Below are 21001 nucleotides of genomic sequence, written 5' to 3'. Positions count from 1 at the left end.
AGTTTTAAAAATTCTTCATTACAATTAAAAGTATAAAAAAGCTAACTTATGGGTTAGCTTTTTTATATAAATGCTTAAGAAAAGTGAAATATAAAATCCAAAAGGTGGTGGGATTAAAAAGTATAATAAAAAATAATGGCCGTAAGAATTATATGTTTTCTTATAATAGCGATGCTATTTTCCTGCTCCAAGGAAAAGAAGCTTTTCATGGCTGTTCCAGCAAGTAAAACCGGCATTGAATTTAAAAACAAACTAACCAACTCCCCCAACCTAAATATTCTTAATTATTTATATTATTACAACGGTGCCGGTATTGCTGCTGGTGATTTTAACAATGATGGATGGGTCGACCTCTATTTTACTTCGAACCAAACAGAAGACATACTTTTTCTAAATAAAACCGGATTTAAATTTGAAGACATTACCGATAGGGCCGGAATAAAAAATCCTGACAACTGGACAACTGGCGTTACCACAGTAGATATTAATAATGATGGCTGGCTTGATATTTACATTTGCCGGGTAAGTGAGCTCTCCAAACAAAAAAAACACAACCTCCTTTATGTTAACCAAGGGAATAACAGAAATGGAATTCCCACCTTTAAGGAACTATCGCATATTTACAATCTTGATATTTCAAGTTATGCAACGCAAGCTACCTTTTTTGATTATGATTTAGACGGCGACCTGGATATGTATTTGCTCAATCATTCGGTACATCCCAATAGAATGTATGGAAATGGTAAAAAGAGAAATGCCATAGATAGTCTATATGGCGATAAATTGTTCCGAAATGATAATGGGACCTATCAAGATGTTTCTAAAAAAACAGGTATTTATCAAGGAAGTATTGGTTATGGGCTCGGCGTGGCCATTTCTGATATTAACAACGACGGGTATCCTGATATTTATGTGGGAAACGATTTTTTCGAGAATGACTATTTGTACATTAATCAAAAAGACGGTACATATAAAGAAATAATTGCTTCGGATGAAACAAAACTCGGGCATACCACGCACTTTTCAATGGGGAATGATATTGCCGACGTGAATAACGATGGTTTAACAGATATTGTTTCGGTAGATATGCTTCCAGAAGACCTTAAAGGCTATAAAACATCGGGGTCTGAATACAACTACCAAATATACAGCAACTATTTAAAAAACGGATATGCGCCCCAGTTTATGCAAAATGCGCTTCATTTTAACAATGGCAACAACCGTTTTACCGAAACAGCCTTTTCAAGCGGCCTGGCAGCTACCGAATGGTCCTGGTCTCCTTTAATAGCCGATTTGGACAACGACGGTTATAAAGATGTATATATAACTAATGGTATTTTGGGGGCTACCAACGATATGGATTTTATTAGTTTCATTGCAAACGAAAAAATTCAAAAACGCCTAGGAAAGGGAATGACCGAAGAAGATATGGAATTCATCAATGAGATCCCCAAAAAACACGTAGCCAATTATTTTTTTAAAAATAACCGAAATCAAACCTTTACCAATGCCACCAAGGATTGGAACGACCCCATTCCATCATATAGTAACGGTAGTGTATATGCCGATCTTGACAATGACGGGGATTTAGATTTAGCAGTAAACAATGTCAATGAAAATGCTTTCCTGCTACAAAACAACTCAATGGAGATGTTGACCCATAATTTTATAAAAATTAAATTTAAAGGAAATGACAAAAACCTAAACGGTATTGGAAGCAAGGTTAAAGTCTACGCAGATTCGCTAACTATTGTAAATGAAAACTACACATCCAGAGGGTTTATGTCTGCTACTGCGCCAGAAATGCTAATCGGGCTGGGAAAACACAACATAGATTCGTTGGTTGTAGTATGGAACGATGGAAAATTTGAAAAAAAGACCAATCTTGCCCTCAACTCGTCCATAATACTCGATTATAAAAATGCCAAAGGCAATTATTACCAAGAAAGCAAAAGCCCTGACATTTTCGTTAAGAACAGCAAACGTTCGTTAAATTTTAAACACAAAGATCAAACATCAATAGAGTTTAACCGCGACCCATTAGTTCCTTTTGCCAATACCAATCAAGGTCCAAAAACGGCCATTGGTGACATTAATAACGATGGCTTGGACGACATATTTATTGGCGGGGCAAAGATGCAGGCTTCTGCCCTTTTTACACAGCAAGAAAATGGTTCTTTTACAGAAATTCAACCAGATTTATTTGCAAAAGATGCCAAAAGTGAAGCTATTGACAATATTTTTTTTGATGCTAACAACGACGGCAACCTAGACCTTTTAGTTGTAAATGGTGGAAATGAATTTGCATCTGGCACGCCGCTAGAACCACTACTCTATTTTAATAACAATGGTGTTTTTGAAAAAGATACGCTACAATTTAAAAATACATTCATAAATGCCTCCATGGTAAAAGCTGTTGATCTTGACAATGATGGGGATTTAGATATATGCATTGCCTCCAACGGAAAGCCGCGGACTTTTGGAGAGACTTCAAAACAATATATTTTTCAGAATAACGGAAAAGGTGTTTTTAAAGACATTACACCTACATTCGCACCCGATTTTGAAACTCTTGGAAATGTTCAGGATATTGAATGGACAGACTTAAACAACGATGATCTACCCGATGCAATTGTTGCCGGATATTGGATGCCCATTTCTATATTTATAAACGACGGAAAAAGGCTTAGGTTTCAAGAAAACAACTTAGAAAATACCAATGGCTGGTGGAACAGTGTAATAGCATCCGATTTTGACAATGATGGGGATATTGATATAATGGCAGGAAACTGGGGGCTCAACACCCGTTTAAAAGCATCAAAGAAAAACCCTGTTACGCTCTACATTAATGATTTTGACGATAATGGAAAGACCGACCCCGTTGTAACTTATTTCTATCAGGGAGAAGAAACCACTTTTTCATCAAAAGACGAACTTGTAAAGCAAATGCCCATGCTAAACAAGAAGTTTCTTTCGTATACCGATTTTGCAAATGCACGGTTTTCTGAATTGCTTCCGCAGGAAAAAATAAAGAATACCCCTAAGAAAAAGGTATTCGAATTGGCTTCCATGTATTTTGAAAATAAAGGAAACGCCACATTCCTGGCAACAAAACTGCCATTTATGGCCCAAACCTCTTGCGTGTTCGATATATTAAACGACGATTTTAACAATGATGGTTTTGAAGATGTTATTTTGATTGGGAACAACTACGAAATAAGTACCCAACTAGGAAGACTCGATGCTTTACATGGTTTAATATTATTAAATGATACCCATGGATTTTTTAAAGTGCAACAACCGCAGCAGTTTAATGTTTCGGGCCCCGCAAGGAGTATTAAAAAAATAACAATCGGCAACAAACCATATTACATTGCTACCATAAACAATGGCAAACCAATCTTTCTAACTAAAGCAACAGCACCATGAAAAGAATAATTTTAGGATTAAGCCTGATTTCTATCATTTATTCTTGTAACAAAAACCCGAAACAAGAAAATGATAACGTTAAAAAAAAGGAGACTCTTTTTTCCTTGGTTCCCCATGAAGAAAGCGGTATAGATTTTATAAACGAAATTGAAAATCAAAAAAATTTCAACATTTTTAAATATAGGAATTTCTATAACGGCGGCGGGGTTGCCATAGGCGATATTAATAACGATAGCCTGCCCGATATATACTTAACTGCCAATATGGGTAAAAACAAACTGTTTATTAACAAAGGTAATTTTAAATTTGAAGACATTACCGATAAAGCAGGGGTTGGCGGGAATAAACCGTGGTCTACAGGCGTTACCATGGTCGACATCAATAGCGATGGCTACTTGGATATATATGTGGCCAATGCCGGGAACATGGAAGGGAACAACCACGATAACGACCTCTATATTAACAACGGCGATCTAACCTTTACAGAACAGGCCGATGCCTATAATTTGGCAAAAAGTGGATTTACAACACATGCCGTATTTTTTGATTATGACAAAGATGGTGATTTAGATGCCTATATTTTAAACAACAGTAATATCCCCGTAAGTAGTTTGGGATATGCCGAACAACGGGAAGTAAGGGCGCAGGACTGGGAAGGTGTTCCGGATATTTTTAAGGGTGTTGGCGATATGCTCCTTAGAAACGACAATGGAAAATATGTGGACGTAAGTGAAAAAGCCGGTATTTACGGAAGCCTGATAGGTTTTGGGCTAGGTGTTATGATAAGTGATATTAACCAAGATACTTATCCAGACATTTATGTTTCGAACGATTTTTACGAAAGGGATTACCTTTATATCAACAACCATGATGGAACTTTTAGGGAAGAAATACAAAAATGGACTTCGCATTTAAGCCTTTCTTCCATGGGCGTGGATATGTCGGATATTAACAATGATGGGCTTGCCGATATTTTTATTACCGACATGCTTCCCGAAGGAGACCAGAGAACTAAAACCGTAACAGAATTTGAAGGCTATGATATTTTTAGGCTCAAACAAAGAAAGGATTTCTCGCAACAATTCATGCAGAACACGCTTCAAATAAACAATGGAAACGAATCTTTTTCTGAAACAGCGTATTTTAGCGGCATTGCCAAAACAGACTGGAGCTGGGGAGGTGTTTTATTCGATATGGATAATGACGGTTACCGAGACATCTATGTGGCCAATGGCATAAACCACGATCTAACCGATATTGATTTTGTAAACTTTTTTGCGAACGAAATTATACAAAATATGGCGCTTACCGGGAAAAAACAGGCCATTGATTCCATTATTGACAAAATGCCTGTAAAACCAATTCCCAACTATGCCTATAAAAACAACCAAGACTTAACTTTTAAAGATAAAACAGAAGAATGGGGCTTTAATACCCCCAGCATGTCCAACGGTGTTGCTTATGGAGACCTGGATAATGACGGAGATCTGGATATTGTTGTTAATAATGTTAACATGCAGGCATTTGTATATAAAAACAATAGCGATAAATTAAAAGAAAACAACTATATTAAATTACGGTTCAAAGGAGATAATTCTAACATATTTGCCATTGGTGCCTCCGCCAAATTGTATATCCAGGACAAAACCATACTTTATGAGCATATTCCTTACCGAGGTTTTCAATCTTCTATGGATTATACCGCCACCTTGGGAGTTGGCAAGGCCCAAAAAATAGATTCCTTACGTATTATTTGGCCCAATGGCACCACAGAAAAACTAACTCAATTGGCCGTTAATAAGGTCATTAAATTAAAACAAGCCAATGCTAGCGAAAAATACAATCCTAAAAAATATGCTCCAAAACAAACCCTTTTAACAGAAGTTAATACAAAAGCGCTTAACCCACATAAAGAAGACAATTTTGTAGATTTTGATTATGAAGGTCTTATTGGTAAAATGACTTCCCAAGAAGGCCCAGCGGTCGCCGTGGGTGATATTGACAATGATGGAAATGAAGATATTTATATCGGCGGGGCAAAAAACCAGTCGGGGGCATTATATAATAACAAGGGAAATAGTAAATTATATAAAATAGACCAGAATGCTTTTGATAATGATAAAAACTTAGAAGATACCTATGCCGTTTTCTTTGATATTGATAATGATGATGACCTCGATTTAATGGTAGGAACGGGCGGTAATGAAGAAGCCGATGCCACATATTATAAAGCAAGAGTTTATTTTAACGACGGAAAGGGAAACTTCGCTAAAAGCGAACAAAATATTCCCGCAACCCTTCATAATATTTCTGTAATTGCACCCTACGATTTTGATGCCGACGGCGATACCGACATTTTTATAGGCTCTCGCAGTGTCCCGGGAATTTACGGCATAGACCCAAAGCACCTGCTCTTGGAAAATCAAGGCGATGGTACTTTTAAAGATGTTACCGAAAGTAAGGCTTACGACCTAAAAAATGTTGGTATGGCAACCGATGCCAAATGGGTCGATATGGATGGCGATACTATAAAAGACCTTGTAATTGTTGGCGACTGGATGTCTCCAAAAGTGCTCTTTAATTCTGGCAGGCATCTTGCGCTTGAAAGCACGCAACTGGACAATTACAGTGGTTGGTGGAACGCCATTGAAAGTGCCGATATTGATAATGACGGCGATATAGATTTAATATTGGGCAATCAAGGAAGCAATATTGCCTATAAAGCTTCTGCTGATGCACCCATGAAAATGTTTATCAACGATTACGACAATAACGGTACCATTGAACAAATAGTAACGCGTTCCATCAACGGGAAGGATATGCCCATTCATATGAAAAAAGAATTGACCAAACAATTGTCTTCCTTAAAAAAGCAAAATCTAAAAGCTTCGGAATATTCAAAAAAATCCATTCAGGAACTTTTTTCCACAGAGGTGTTCAACAATTCCATCGTGAAAGAAGTCAATACCATAGAATCCATAGTGGCCGTTAATAAAGGAAACGGCGAATACGATATAAAAATACTGCCAAGCCAAGTGCAGTTCTCGTGTGTATGCGATATTTATTGCAATGATATAAATAATGATGGAAACCCAGATTTAATCATGGCCGGTAATAATTACGAGTTTAAACCGCAATTTTCCCGCTTGGACGCTAATTATGGCAGTGTTCTTCTAGGCGATGGCCAAGGAGATTTTGAATGGCAAAACTACAACACCTCAGGCATGTTTGTAAAAGGCGAAGTAAAAAACATTAAACGTTTTCAAGATGCCTCTGGCAAAACTTACATTTTGCTCGGTATTAACAATCAGCAACCAAAAATCTTTAAAGTAAATGAAATCCATGAATAAATTTCCTGTCTTCATATTGGCTTTATTATTGGTTGTCTCTTGTAAAAATGAAGGGGATTTATTTAGCAACCCTACTCCCGACAACACAGGCATTGACTTTGTAAACCAAGTTACTCCCACCAAAGAGTTAAATATCCTTGATTATTTATATTTCTACAACGGCGGCGGTGTTGCCATTGGCGACATTAATAACGATGGGCTTCCCGATGTGTTTTTCTCTGGTAACCAAGTAAAAAACAAATTATACCTCAACAAAGGGAACCTAAAGTTTGAAGACATTTCCACATCTGCTAAAATCGGCGGGGAAAGCACATGGAATACAGGAGCCATAATGGGCGACGTGAATGGCGATGGCTTGCTCGATATTTATGTATGTGCTGTTGTTGGCATAAACGGATTTAGGGGACATAACGAATTGTATATTAACAATGGTGATTTAACCTTTACCGAAAGTGCACGAAAATATGGCCTCGATTTTGACTCTTACAGTTCTTCGGCGGCATTTCTAGATTATGACCAAGATGGCGATTTGGACCTTTACTTACTTAACCATGCCGTGCACACACAGGAATCGTATGGCAAGGCCGATTTAAGGTACAAAAGAAATTATGCCACCGGCGATAAATTAATGAGAAACGACAATGGTACATTTACCGACGTAAGTGAAGAAGCCGGAATTTATGGTGGTGTTAACGGTTATGGATTGGGGTTGGCGGTATCTGACTTTAATCAGGATGGATTACCCGATATTTACGTAGGAAACGATTTTCATGAAGACGATTATTATTACCTGAACAATGGCGACGGAACTTTTACCGAAAGCCTTAAAAAGCATTTTGGCCACACAAGTAGGTTTTCCATGGGCAATGACGTGGCCGATATTAACCACGATGGTTTTCCGGACATCCTTTCCCTGGATATGCTCCCCAATGACGAAACGGTATTAAAGTCTTCTGCCGGGGACGAAAATGTACAAATGCTTAAAATGCGTACCGAAAAGCTTGGTTATCATTATCAATACACCAGAAACATGCTGCAAATAAATCAAGAAGGCGAAAATTATGCCGAAACGGCTTTAATGAGCGGCATTGCGGCCACCGATTGGAGCTGGAGTGCCTTGTTTGCCGATTTTAATGAAGATGGGGAGCAAGACCTGTTTATTTCCAATGGAATACCAAAAAGGCCCAATGATCTTGATTTTATAAAATTTGCTTCAAACGAGCAGATTCGTAAAAAACTGGACAACACAAAATTGGTCGATCAAAAAGCAATCAACCTGATGCCTTCCGGAGCATACCATAATTTTATTTTTGAAGGCCAAAAAGACCTTCAGTTTAAAGACCAATCGGGAAAATGGATTGTAAAAGATACTCTAATTTCTGGGGCAACAGCCATGGGAGACCTCGATAACGATGGAGACATCGACATAATTACCAACAACATTGATCAGCCTGTCGGGATCTATATCAATAAAACAAACGATAACGGAAAATACATAAAGCTAAAATTCAATTACAAAAAACCCAATAGTTTTGGCATTGGCACAAAAGTGTTTTCTTTTCAAAATGGCCATATGCAATATCGGGAACTGTATACCGTACGGGGTTTTCAAGCTTCATCAGAACCTATTGTGCATTTTGGGTACAACAATAAAAACAATATAGACTCGCTATGGGTTGTCTGGCCCGACAAAACCTACCAAACACTTAAAAATGTGACCAAAAATCAAACTTTAGTGGTTTCACCTGAAAATAACAGAAAACATTTTGCCATTAACAAATTACTTACAGACAAGCCGTCTTTCTTTACAAAAATAGATGGCAATTTGGGCATTGATTTTAAACACGAAGAAGATAATTATATAGATTTTTTAAGACAAAAACTTATTCCGTACCAAATTTCAGACCGTGGTCCTGCCACGGCCGTTGGCGACCTTAACGGAGATGGAAAAGAAGACATTTTCTTTGGAAGTTCTAAATTTAAACCCGCAATGATATATATGCAAACCGATAGTGGTTTTGTAAAAAATACGCCCAATATTATTAAAAACGATTCTGTTACCGAAGTTGTTGCTGCTTTTATTGCCGACCTGAACGGCGATAAAAAAAACGATTTGTTTACTGGTACCGGCGGCGGCGATTTTTATGCTAAAATGGAGCCCCTGAAAAATATTTTATACCTTGGCAGAGACTCCACCATGATAAAAGGCGTGTTACCAGAACAATTTGAGAATGTTTCAGTTGCTAAACCCTTTGATTTTGATGGCGATGGCGAATTGGACATCTTTCTGGGCAGCAATGCGGTTTCTTATGATTTTGGCGCCATTCCAAATTCTTTCCTTCTTATAAATGAAGGCAACAGCTTTTCGGTTATGGAAAATCCTTCCCTACAAAAAGCGGGAATGGTTACCGATGCCATTTGGAGCGATTTTGACGAGGATGGAAAAAAAGACCTAATTGTAGTTGGCGAGTGGATGCCCCCTAAGTTTTATAAAAATACGGGAAGCAATCTTGAAGAAGTATTCCCTTTGGAAGAAAAGCTCCACGGTTTATGGCAGGGCATTACAGAATTTGACATGGACAACGATGGTGACATGGATTACATATTGGGCAATTGGGGCACCAATTCCAAGTTCAAGGCCAGCAAGGAATATCCTTTAAAAATGTATTATGCCGATTTTGACAAGAACAAGCGTACCGAAACCATTGTTGCGGCTGAAAAAGATGGTAAGTATTATACAATAGCCAATATGGACGAACTCTCTGAGCAATTGGTGTCTTTAATGCGAAAAAAATTTACCACCTATAAAGATTTTGCGGGAAAGAGCCTGGAAGAAGTATTCGACAAAGTATTACTGGACAACGCTACCCTTTTAGAGGTGCACAACTTGCAATCGGGTTGGCTGGAAAACAATAAAGGAAACTTTACCTTCCGTCCGTTTACAAATAAACTGCAACTTTCCCCCATAACAACTTTTGCCACTGCCGATGTAAATGCCGATGGAGAAAACGAAGTTATTGCCGCAGGAAATTATTTCGGCACAAAGCCATATCATGGCAGGTTCGATGCCTTTCCGGGAGCCATTATTTACAACGATAAACATGTAGAACTTTCGTTGCATGCAGGCCTGGACCTATCTAGTAAAGCAGTTACGGCATTGAACATACTAAGCATAAACAATGAGGCTTATTTATTGGTTACCATTAACGATAAGAAAGCTGAATTATACAAATTAAAAACCAACAAAAAATAAACAGATGAAACGTATTTTTCTTTCATTTCTATGCATCATTTCATTGGTAATATTGGCTTCGTGCAACAAAGAAGAAAAACCAATCGAAATTACTTCAGAAAACATGCATCAAGCAATAGACAAAGTTGTTGAAGTAATGATACACGATATTTTCTCGCCCGTAGTAGTGAGCAGGATTTTTGTCTATCCAGACATTGCCGCATACGAAATTATGGCGCTCGACGATCCGAATTACAATTCCCTTGCCGGAAAACTCAATGGTTTAAAATCCATTCCAAAACCCCAAAACACTGAGCATGTTAATTATCGGGTAGCTGCATTGATTGCCCATTTAGAACTAAGCAAATCTTTAATCTTTTCAGAAGACCGTATTTCCAGTTATCAGGATAGTTTGTATACCTCATGGAAAAAAGTTAATGAAACAGAGTTTGAAACTTCAAAAAAGTATGCCATGGATGTGGTTTCTTTTATGAAAGCATGGATGGATAAAGACAATTACAAACAAACGCGCACCATGCCCAAGTTTACGGTCGATACGGACGACCCCTCTAGGTGGCAGCCCACGCCCCCTGCATATATGGACGGCATTGAGCCACACTGGGACAAAATAAGGACCTTGGTTATAGATTCTGCTTCTCAATTTAAACCTATTCCACCGCCAGAATTTTCTTTGGATAAGGATAGCAAGTTTTTTAAAGAAGCAAAAGAAGTGTATGACGTTGGAAATAGAATAACCCAAGAAGGCGATACTTCCGATGGTGTGGCCATTGCGCAGTTTTGGGACTGTAACCCATATGTATCCGTTACCAAAGGTCATTTAATGTTTGCCACCAAAAAAATTACCCCCGGGGCACATTGGATAGGCATTACAAAAATTGCCTGTAGAAAAGCGAAAACCAACTTTAACGAAACGGTATTTGCCTATACCAAAACAGCCATTGCCATTTTTGATGGATTTATAAGTTGTTGGGACGAAAAATACAGGAGTAATTTAATACGCCCGGAAACAGTTATCAACTTGTATATAGACGAAAACTGGAAACCTATTTTACAAACGCCGCCTTTTCCCGAGTATACCAGTGGACATTCGGTGGTTTCTGGTGCTGCGGCCAAAACGCTGACTTCTATTTTTGGGGATAATTTTTCTTTTGACGATGATACTGAAACTCCATATGGCATTCCCATAAGATCTTTTCCTTCTTTTAATAAAGCGGCCGATGAAGCTGCAATGAGCAGGATGTATGGCGGTATTCATTACAGGGCGGCCATTGAGGTTGGCATTGACCAAGGCAGGAACATGGCAGGGTATATATTAAACAAGTTAAGCGATATGAGCAATGAAAAAATTGCCCTAAATAAATAAAACCGGAAACATTAAATGAAAAAAATCCTTTTTGTTATTGGTCTGCTCCTTTTGGCAGTTCTTGTTTGGTACCTGTTTGTTAAAAAGTCAGATTACATTTATACTTTTAAGGAAAAAACAAGTGCGGGGAGTATCCTTTACAGCATTTCCAATTGGCACAATACAAACGATGCCATTGCCACAAAAACCATAGACAGTACTTTGTATGCTTCCCTTACACAGCAGCTAAGCTATAAAGGCAAAAACTATATGCTTTATTGGGACATTAATAGTGTTAACGATTCTGTTACCGAAGTAAATATTGGCATAAAACAACCCGGGAAGAGTATAAGCAACCGGATAACGGCCCCTTTTTTTAAAACCGATTTTACGGCCACGACCAAAGACCTATTAATCAATTTTAAAAAAACGCTAGACTTAAACATTTCAACTTTTAAAGTACAAATAGAAGGCACCGCTACCATGCCAAACAAGCAATGTGTTTGTGTAAATGCCAAGACCACCCCCGAAGGAAAGGCTGGACAGATGATGCGTAATTATAATTATTTAAGCAATTATATCATTGAAAACAATATACAGCCAGATGGCAACCCCATGGTTGTTATTAATGAATATAACAAGCTTACCGATAGTATTGACATGGATTTTTGTTTTCCCGTAAAGGGGATAGAAAAACTACCCGTTCCATCAGAAGCTATTTTTTTAAGAGAAGTAAGTAAAAACACCGCATTGCTGGCCATTTTTCATGGCAATTATATGTATACGCAACATGCTTGGTTTGCCCTCTATAATTATGCCGATAACCACGCCATTAATGTAAGCAATAAGGTAATAGAGGTCTTTAATAACAACCCAAACCTTGGTGGAGATGCCTTAAAATGGAAAACAGATGTATATATACCTATTGAAGATTGAACGGGAAGAACTTTTGTCTCTAATTTATAGAGAGATTGCCATTATTGGGTAGACTCCCGTTTAACCAGACTGGATTTGATAATCTCGGTCTCGTATGGCCTTAGCTCGAAATCTTCTTCTTCCAGCCGTTTTATCAATAAATCGGCTGCCTTCTCACCTATTTCTTCACCGTGCTGGCTAACCGTGGTTAACGAGGGGCTGCTACTTATGGAGATGATACCATCTGTAAAGCCGACAAACGAAATGTCTTTAGGAGCTGTTTTACCCATTTTTTGTGCAATTTTCATGGCTGAGACCGCAAAAAATTCGGTTACGCCAAAAACGGCATCGACGTTATGGTTTTTTAGCAGTTCTTCAACAGGTTCAAAACCGCTGTAAAAATCTTCAACTTTTACAATTAGGTCTTCATCTACCTGTATACCTGCATCGATTAGCGCTTTTTTGTAGCCTTCGGTACGTAGTTTACCAACACTCATATAATCTGGCATGGTTATCAACGCTATGTTTTTACGGCCACTTTCAACTAAATAGGAAACGGCACTGTAGGCACCGTGGAAATCGTCTATAATTACCTTATCGCAATTTACCTTATCGGTAACGCGGTCTATCATTACCACCGGCATTCCCTGATTTATTACTTCGTTGATGTGGTGAAAGTCCTGTTTCTTTTCGGTATCTTTTGAGAGCGACATAATAAAGCCGTCTATACTTCCATTGGCAAGCATTTGCATATTGATGACCTCTTTATCGAAAGATTCGTTGGAAATGCACACAATTACATTATACCCTTTTTCGGTGGCCAAACGCTCTACCCCGGTTATGACCGACGAGAAAAAATAATGTACTATTTCGGGAAGGATAATCCCTATGTTTTTGGTTTTTTGGTTTTTTAGACTTAATGCTATATTATTGGGCTTGTAGTTATGCTCTTTTGCAAAAGCCTGAATAATCTCCTTGGTTTTCTCACTTATTTCCGGACTGTCTTTTAATGCTTTTGAAACCGTAGATATGGAAACATTAAATCTTCTAGAAATTTCTTTTAGCGTTATTTTTTGCTTCATTGGTTTGTCCTTCTTTTTATAGCTGATATCAAAATTAAGCTTTTTCAATTAAACTCTGCTTTTTATTTCGCCAAGTAACTCGTATTTTAACACCATCAACCTTATTTGTCGGTGTTGTGCATTTAATTGAAGGGCACATTAGTACATCCCGTTTTTTATATAATTAATACACTTCCGACAGGGGATAAACAATATTACCATGACATTGCATTTTTTTAATACCTACCTGCTATCTTTTTTATTTTTATCATGCCAGCAAGATTACGGCCAGCTTACAGTAATTGCCAATACCGGCGACATACTAAAAGAAAACTCGGGCATACAAACTATCTCGCCCCACGGTCTTATTTGGGCCATTGGCGATTCGGGGAACAAAGACCATATTTATGGTTTTGATCATAAGGGCTCGCTTGTTAGGGAAATTAAACTAAAAAACGCAAAAAACAAAGACTGGGAAGAGCTCGCAAAAGACGGGGACGGAAATTTATATATCGGGGATTTTGGTAATAATGACAATAAGCGAAAAGATTTAAGGATTTACAAGGTTTTTAATCCGGAAATGATAAATGCAGATGAGGCCACCGCAGAAAAAATTGAATTTTATTACCCGGAACAAAAAAATTTTCCACCCAAAAAGAAGCATCGTCTTTTTGATGCCGAAGCCTTTTTTTTCTGGAACGGAAACTTCTATATTTTTACAAAGAACCGTGCCAAACCTTTTGACGGAACTACATTGTTGTATCGTGTTCCAGCTGTTTCGGGAAGACATGAGGCTCAATATATTTCCAGTTTTAAAACCTGCGGGCACGACAGAAAATGTACGGTTACGGCGGCAGACATAAGTCCCGACAAAAAGAAAATAGCTTTGTTAAGCCATGATAAGGTGTGGTTGCTGAGCAATTTTACGGGAGATGATTTTTTTAACGGGGACGTTAAGCGTATAGACCTTGGTTACGACTCGCAAAAAGAAGGTATTTGTTTTATAAACGAAGATACCCTGTATATTTCTGACGAGAAGACAGGAAAGCTCGGGGGGAACATCTACCGTTTGCGCTTATAGGTTGGCCTGCTAATTATTAAATTTAATCTTCTGCCAGTTTTTATCTGCTTCTTTTTGAAGTTTTTCGGCACCTTCTTCTTTCCATAAATCGAGTGTATTGGTGCCATGCGCATTATAGAAAAGGTATAATTTCTTGTCCCTTATCTCGAAAGTTTCGGGGTTTATCCTTACTTTCTTTCCGCTGGCAATGGCATAGGCACAATATCCGCCGTATTGCGGTATGTATTTTTCGGGGTCTTGCCGAAAACGCTTTAGATTTTCTTCTGAACTGAACTTAAAAAGCACATGGTCGTAATCTATTTTAAAATCGGCAGAGCCTTCGGTGGGATTCCCTTCAAAATAAGAAACTACGTCGTAGCCTTCGGCAATGGCCCCTTTTTTGGTATTGTAATCTATGGACTGCGCAAAAGCAGCGGTCATGGTAAATATTAAAAGTATGGCGGGAAGTGTTTTCATGATCTATTTGTTTCCTGCTTAGTTGTACTTGTGCACGCAACATTACACAAATAACAACATTTTTACAATACCATTAAATTACATCCGCGAATGTCCGAATTATCGAAACGGCCAATTATTTCGTATTTGTTATCTTTTACCCTTCCCAGGTCCTGCGTAGCTATAAACGCACAAGAATTGATGTTTGCAAGGTCTATAACATTGATTCCTCCCGTTTTTCCTTCGTCTAAAACGGTTAATGGGTCTTCTGTATCGCGTGTCAAAATTTTCATCCACGGCGGACATTCAAAAATACCTTTTCCATTTGAATACCCTTGCGATAAAAGTTCGGTCATTCCATATTCTGAATGAATTTCTTCAACCCCAAAACCCTTGCAGAGTAACGCATGAAGTTCCTGACGGATCATTTCTTTTCTACGCCCTTTCATGCCGCCGGTTTCCATAACAATGGTGTTTTTTAAATTGAATTGATATTTTTCTATTAAATCGAGGAGTGCAAAAGAAACACCTATCAACAAGACCTTACGGCCCATTTTGTCCAATGTTGATAATTGCTGCGCCAGTTCGTCAAGGTTATTGAGATAAAAACCGCTTTCAGAGGCATTGGACTGTTCAATCATATCGTTAACCATATAAATTAACGATGAGCCTTTGCGCTCTAAATAGGCTGGCAACAATGCCAAAATGCTATATTCCCGAATACTTCCATAAAAATGAGAAAAACCCTTTCTGAAGCTCTCTTCATAGACTTTTACATTGGTTACAAAATGCTTACTGGTTGTGCTTCCCGTGGTGCCGCTACTGGTAAAAATAATTTCTTCGGGATTCGCATTGCAAACTATTCTATGCGATTTAAAAAACTGAATGGGCAAAAAAGGGATTCCTTCAACAGCAAACACATTGTTGGGCGTACGTTTTAAATGGTTGCAAAAGTCTTGATATACAGCATTGTTTTGATACTGATATTTAAAAACTTGCAAAGCAGTTTCATGAAATTCGGTTTTGCTTTTTATATTAAAAATTGCCTGTGTGTCCATTCTTTGTCAATACAAGGCAAAGATAATAGAAGTAAAAATTTTGAGGCGTTGTATTGTAAAAGTTTTATGAAGAACAAAAACCCCCGACGATGCTGCTGCATGTCGGGGGTTGTATATTATATATTATTTCTTTTACAGAGTAATCCCAACCCAATCAAAGGCTGAAGCATCTGCACCTGTATTTCCAGCACCAACAGTTATATTAGAAATATCTACAAGAGTTTCAGCATCTTGTTCGTTCTTAACATCATCAATAGTCATCCCTTCAGAAGTAACATTTATAGACACCATATTAGCAGGGCCTTTTCCGTCGGTTAAGTCTATAAAATCTTCTGCACCAGCAGTACCTGGTAACAATACAAGGGCATTTGTAATAGTTACATCGGTCCCTCTTCTCAATTTTATTGCATCTGTAAAAGCAATAGAGTTAGATTTATTCACAATAGTCAATCCATTAAACGTTGGATTTGACCTTGGTTCAGCAGCATTATCATTTTCATTACTATCTGCTTCAATTCCTCTTGGATCTTCAGACTGTAAATCGAATCCGTCTTCTCTAAGTCCATAAAAATTGGTTGCAGTTCCTCTCCAACCATCAGTCCAGTCAAAAATGTCATCCTTAACATTAACACCTAATGCATTTTTTACGTTTACTGTGCCTCCAAAAAACTCAAAAGCATCATCAGACCCACTCATAACAGCAATATTCTCCACGGTAGTGCCATTACCTACAGCATAAAAAGTAAATCCATTAAATTCTGATTCTGAATTAATAGCAGATCCTGTATATTCTAGAATCATATATTTAATAACACCTGAATTATCTTCGTCATTATCTCCTCCGTAAGTTAATCCATCTCCAACTTCGGCAACTGCAGTGCCACCATCATTTTTATTTTGACGTGCATTACCAGCTATTAATAAACCTCCCCATGCACCCGCTTCTTTATCATCAGAGGTAATAGTTATTGGTGCAGTTGCAGTACCATTAGCCATAATTTTGGATCCTGGAGCTATTGTAATATACAATTTAGTTCTATCTGCTTCAGACTCTGCATGAGCAGTAATTGTTGTCCCTGCTTCAATAGTTAATGTAGCATTCTCAGTAACTTTTAACGAGCCTGTTAAAGTATAAGCCGTATTTGCCGCTAAAGTAATATCTCCAACTACTTCACCTTGAAGATTTGCCGGGTCATAATCGGGATCAGTTGTAGATGTGATTTTCCCATCCTTCTCTTCAATAGGATTATCTGAATTATCATCATCACTTGAACAAGATGCTAAAATAACTGCGATGGCAGCCATACTCAAAAAGGTTTTCAAATTTTTCATGATTCTAATTGTTTTTCTAATTTATAGTTTAATTATTAAAATTTATATGTTAGACCAAGGGACATATTAATCCCTTTTTTATAATTTCCAATGATGACATCGTCACCACCTTCAATCTCTTGAGTTAATTGATAACTTGGATTTAAAATATTGAGGAATTTTAAGCTCAGGCTAATATTCTCATTAAATTCATTACTAAAAACAAAGTCTAGTGTAGGAACACTTCTCTCCATAATGTTTTCATTATTCTGAGATCCTAAAGAGTAAATTCTGTTACTGAAATAATTAAACACAACCGATCCCGCAAATTCATTTTTTTCAGATTTGTTTCTGTAGGTAAGATCAGTATTAATCAAAAAAGGAGATGCTCCTTGTAATTGGTCCTCAGTATTGGTAAATGCAGCAGTTTTATCCGTAAGGTCTTGTATTGAGTACAAATACGAAGCATTTAATCCATAAAATAATGAGGATGTAGATTCTTCGCTTTCAACATTAAAAATTTTCTTTTTCAACTCAGCTTCAATTCCGGCCACATTTGCTTTATCTCCTGGATTTATATATGAAAGAACATACGCTGCAGAAGCTACATAAACCCTATTGATGGGGTTCTTTATATACTTATAGAACCCTGTTAGGGATACTATTTCTTCGTTAGAGAAATAATAGTCCCATTTTAAGTCAAAATTGTATACGTCTGAAGCTTTTAAATCTGGATTACCCTGACTTGAAAAATTAACATCTTCATATAAGAAAGGGGCTACTTCTTTGTATTGTGGCAAAATATATGTTTTACTTGCAGCAATCCTAAAAATATTTTTATCGCTTAATTTATATCTTAAATTTACAGAGGGTAATAAATAATTATGGTCAATAGTTCCGGCATCACTAAATTCACTGGAAGAAACTGTTGTGTTCCATTCTACTTCTTGTTGTATACTTTCCCCCCTAACCCCTATATTTAAGGTAGTTGAAGGAGACAAATCGTATATAAAATTAACCAAAGCTGCCACTGTTGTTCGCTCGCCACTATAATATTGGTCTATTGGGATAATATTGAATACCCCATTATCGAGATTTTCTTGATTAAAAATAGCATCTGGGTTATCTTTTTCAATTTCAATTTGAGAATCAAAATTGTGATTATACTGATATGCATTAAAATCTCTCTTGTTATTCCTATAATTGACCCCAACTTCTATTCTATTATTGGTTTCATTATCAAATTCTCCAAGTTTGTATCCTAAAACGAGATTTCCTGCTAAATCTTTTTCATCCAATTCGGAATAATACCTATTGTTATATGCTGATGTCCCTGTTGCAGTATAGTATGTGTCTTGTTGAACATCATGAATAAAAGTGTTTGTTCTTCTATCTGGTTCGTATGCAGTTGTTGTATTGTATGAACCTCCAATACTAACATTAAATTTATTAAAGCTTAATTCCGATAGCAATTGATTTACATATAGAGTAGTGTTGTTAACCTGTTGCCTCCTAATAAAAGTAGTTCCTATACTTGTATCATCTTCATCATAAACTCCTACACTTTTACCATCATATTCTGATAAACTTTGATTATCAGTATCTATCAATAAAGTATTATAAGAAACACTATTACTGTCTCCAAATAGATACTTGAAATTCCCCATGGCTATTTTAGAAATGGCATAATTATATTGATCATAATTTAAATCTTTCCCTATAAAGCCTTGAGCGTTTGCTTGTTTTATGTTTCCTTTTCTATAATTGTAATCTCCATTAGCAGATCCATACACATACATACTTAACGCATTTGAATCACCTATCATAAATTTCTTCCCAGCTCCTAAAGACAACCCATTATCTATTTGCAAATTTTGACTATTTGGATTTAATGAATTTTGAAAATCATATGTATCAATATCTGTAATTGGGGTTTTCATACTCTTTTTGTAGCCCAAGAAATTAGTTCCATCAATTGTTAGGTAATCTTTAGATACTGTATTTGTATTAATCCCTGTTTTTACACCAAGTATCAATTCTTGACCAACAGCCAATGTTTTAGATGATATATTAACATTAGCCCCCCCTATATCTCCATATAGTCCTGTACTAAAAGTTTTATTAACATCTATACTTTCCACAATATTTGAAGAAAATATATCTAGTGATATATTTTTATATTCTGGATCATCTGAAGGCAAAGGCAACCCGTTCATAGTAGTAGAGTTATACCGATCTCCCAATCCTCGAACAAAAATATTTTTAACTCCTTCCTGTTTACTTACTCCAGAAATTTTGGTAACTGCTCCTTCTGCATCACTTACCCCTTTTCTGGTAAGCTCTTGTGCGCCAATAGAAGTTTTTATCTCCACCGCTTTTTTCTGGTCTAATAACAAAGCTGTCTCCGAATCTCTGCGGGCGGTAGTGGTCACCACTACTTCATCTAAACTAACTCTTCCTGCTCCTAAAGCGGTATTCAATTCGGTTACTTTACCGGCCTGCACCGAAATATTCGGTACTTCCAATGTTTCGTACCCTACAAAACTTATTACTATGGTATATGTTCCGGGCTCCACGCCACTTATTTCATACAACCCGTCCATATCGGTGGTTGTGCCTTTTGTAGATCCTTTTATTTGCACATTGGCAAATGGCAACGGATCGTTATTCATTTCCTTATCGGTAATTACACCGATAACTGAACCTGTAGTTTCCTGCGCATATAGTACCGCGCCGGCAAACAGTAATAAAACTGTAAATAAATGTCTCATTTTTTGATTTTAATTCCGATGCAAATAAACGAGCCATATGTAAAAGCGAAGTTATCCACATGTTAAACATGAGTAAGACGTATGTTACATTTATGTTATGATATTAAATGAATGTTAAGTGCTTTTATTTTTTAATATTATCTTTACTTTTGACCTTTGAAAGCAAAAACACAAAAGCATAACTAATTATTAATCTTAGTGTTACACAATTTCAAAACAAAAGCACATTTTAACGTCTTTGCAGAAAGACAAAAACCAAACTTTATCTCAAAATGAAAAAGAGAGACATCAAAATTCTGTTAGTAGACGACGAACCGGATATATTGGAAATTGTTGGTTACAACCTATCTTCGGAAGGATACAATGTTTCTACTGCCAAAAATGGCATTGAAGCAATTGCCAAAGCAAAAAAAGAAAAACCGCACCTTATTATTCTCGATGTAATGATGCCCGAAATGGACGGAATTGAAACCTGCGAGCAAATAAGAAAATCGCCCGACCTCAAGGAAACCATTATTACCTTTTTAACGGCACGCGGCGAAGACTATTCTCAAGTTGCCGGGTTTGATGCAGGTGCCGATGACTATATTACAAAACCCATTAAGCCCAAAGTGCTTATCAGTAAAGTAAAAGCCTTGCTAAGACGCTTGAAAGATGAGGAAGAACCTGTAGAAAGCATTGTAAAGGTTGGCAACATTACCATTAACCGCGACGAATACAAAATTGTGCAGGCCGGTAACGAAATTATCCTGCCCAGAAAGGAATTCGAACTGTTATCGCTTTTGGCAAGCAGGCCCGGCAAAGTTTTTAAACGCGACGAGATTTTGGATAAGGTATGGGGCAACGAAGTTATTGTTGGCGGGAGGACCATTGATGTACATATTAGGAAATTACGCGAAAAAATTGGGGACGATCACTTTAAGACCGTTAAAGGTGTAGGTTATAAATTTGTACTTTAACCCCTTTTCTCCTATTTTAAATGCTACAAAGCTGGT

General features: G+C 37.2%; 12 protein-coding genes. 7 read left to right on the top strand and 5 right to left on the bottom strand.

All coding sequences use genetic code 11. The features are described 5' to 3' along the window. The first annotated feature begins 207 nt into the window (after window positions 1-207). The 5 genes from PSF86_RS16490 to PSF86_RS16470 are packed head-to-tail and all read left to right on the top strand — an operon-like array spanning window position 208 to window position 12310. The gene (locus PSF86_RS16490) at window positions 208-3429 is read left to right on the top strand and encodes a VCBS repeat-containing protein (RefSeq protein WP_277901195.1); all 3222 of its coding nucleotides are present in this window, start codon (window positions 208-210) and stop codon (window positions 3427-3429) included. Beyond that, window positions 3426-6779 carry a VCBS repeat-containing protein gene (locus tag PSF86_RS16485; protein ID WP_277901194.1) on the top strand — a complete coding sequence of 1118 codons (3354 nt, stop codon included), beginning with the start codon at window positions 3426-3428 and terminating at the stop codon, window positions 6777-6779. The genes PSF86_RS16490 and PSF86_RS16485 overlap by 4 nt, the downstream gene beginning before the upstream one ends. Further along, window positions 6772-10032 (top strand): VCBS repeat-containing protein, encoded by a 3261-nt coding sequence (locus PSF86_RS16480; RefSeq protein ID WP_277901193.1) that lies wholly within the window; start codon window positions 6772-6774, stop codon window positions 10030-10032. The genes PSF86_RS16485 and PSF86_RS16480 overlap by 8 nt, the downstream gene beginning before the upstream one ends. A gap of 4 nt (window positions 10033-10036) precedes the next feature. Beyond that, a complete protein-coding gene (locus PSF86_RS16475) occupies window positions 10037-11395 on the top strand; it encodes a vanadium-dependent haloperoxidase (RefSeq protein WP_277901192.1) in 1359 nt (452 codons plus the stop codon). A 15-nt stretch (window positions 11396-11410) separates the two neighbouring features. Then, window positions 11411-12310 carry a GyrI-like domain-containing protein gene (locus tag PSF86_RS16470; protein WP_277901191.1) on the top strand — a complete coding sequence of 300 codons (900 nt, stop codon included), beginning with the start codon at window positions 11411-11413 and terminating at the stop codon, window positions 12308-12310. A 41-nt stretch (window positions 12311-12351) separates the two neighbouring features. Here PSF86_RS16470 and PSF86_RS16465 read toward each other — a convergent pair whose 3' ends face one another. Continuing rightward, a complete protein-coding gene (locus PSF86_RS16465) occupies window positions 12352-13371 on the bottom strand; it encodes a LacI family DNA-binding transcriptional regulator (protein ID WP_277901360.1) in 1020 nt (339 codons plus the stop codon). 199 nt (window positions 13372-13570) lie between these two features. On the opposite strand from PSF86_RS16465, the gene PSF86_RS16460 reads away from it, so the two are divergent. Beyond that, window positions 13571-14431 (top strand): hypothetical protein, encoded by an 861-nt coding sequence (locus PSF86_RS16460; RefSeq protein WP_277901190.1) that lies wholly within the window; start codon window positions 13571-13573, stop codon window positions 14429-14431. A 9-nt stretch (window positions 14432-14440) separates the two neighbouring features. Here the strand turns inward: PSF86_RS16460 and PSF86_RS16455 are convergent, their stop codons facing one another. The 4 genes from PSF86_RS16455 to PSF86_RS16440 form a co-directional block, all read right to left on the bottom strand. Next, window positions 14441-14887: a YHS domain-containing (seleno)protein gene (locus PSF86_RS16455; RefSeq protein ID WP_277901189.1), complete on the bottom strand. Its 447-nt coding sequence runs from the start codon at window positions 14885-14887 to the stop codon at window positions 14441-14443. A 62-nt stretch (window positions 14888-14949) separates the two neighbouring features. Continuing rightward, on the bottom strand, window positions 14950-15924 hold the full coding sequence (locus tag PSF86_RS16450) for a LuxE/PaaK family acyltransferase (RefSeq protein ID WP_277901188.1): 975 nt from the start codon (window positions 15922-15924) through the stop codon (window positions 14950-14952). A 132-nt stretch (window positions 15925-16056) separates the two neighbouring features. After that, window positions 16057-17256, bottom strand: a complete 1200-nt coding sequence (locus PSF86_RS16445; RefSeq protein ID WP_277901187.1) for a beta-helix domain-containing protein — start codon at window positions 17254-17256, stop codon at window positions 16057-16059. Window positions 17257-17291: 35 nt separating this feature from the next. Beyond that, complete coding sequence (locus tag PSF86_RS16440) at window positions 17292-20006, bottom strand: TonB-dependent receptor (protein ID WP_277901186.1); 2715 nt, start codon at window positions 20004-20006, stop codon at window positions 17292-17294. 272 nt (window positions 20007-20278) lie between these two features. On the opposite strand from PSF86_RS16440, the gene PSF86_RS16435 reads away from it, so the two are divergent. Beyond that, window positions 20279-20965, top strand: coding sequence for a response regulator transcription factor (locus PSF86_RS16435; RefSeq protein WP_277901185.1), 687 nt, complete (start codon window positions 20279-20281; stop codon window positions 20963-20965). Window positions 20966-21001 lie beyond the last annotated feature (36 nt).

This window comes from Galbibacter pacificus (assembly GCF_029603165.1).
GTDB lineage: Bacteria > Bacteroidota > Bacteroidia > Flavobacteriales > Flavobacteriaceae > Galbibacter > Galbibacter pacificus.
This window is presented reverse-complemented; position numbering and strand designations above follow the sequence as displayed.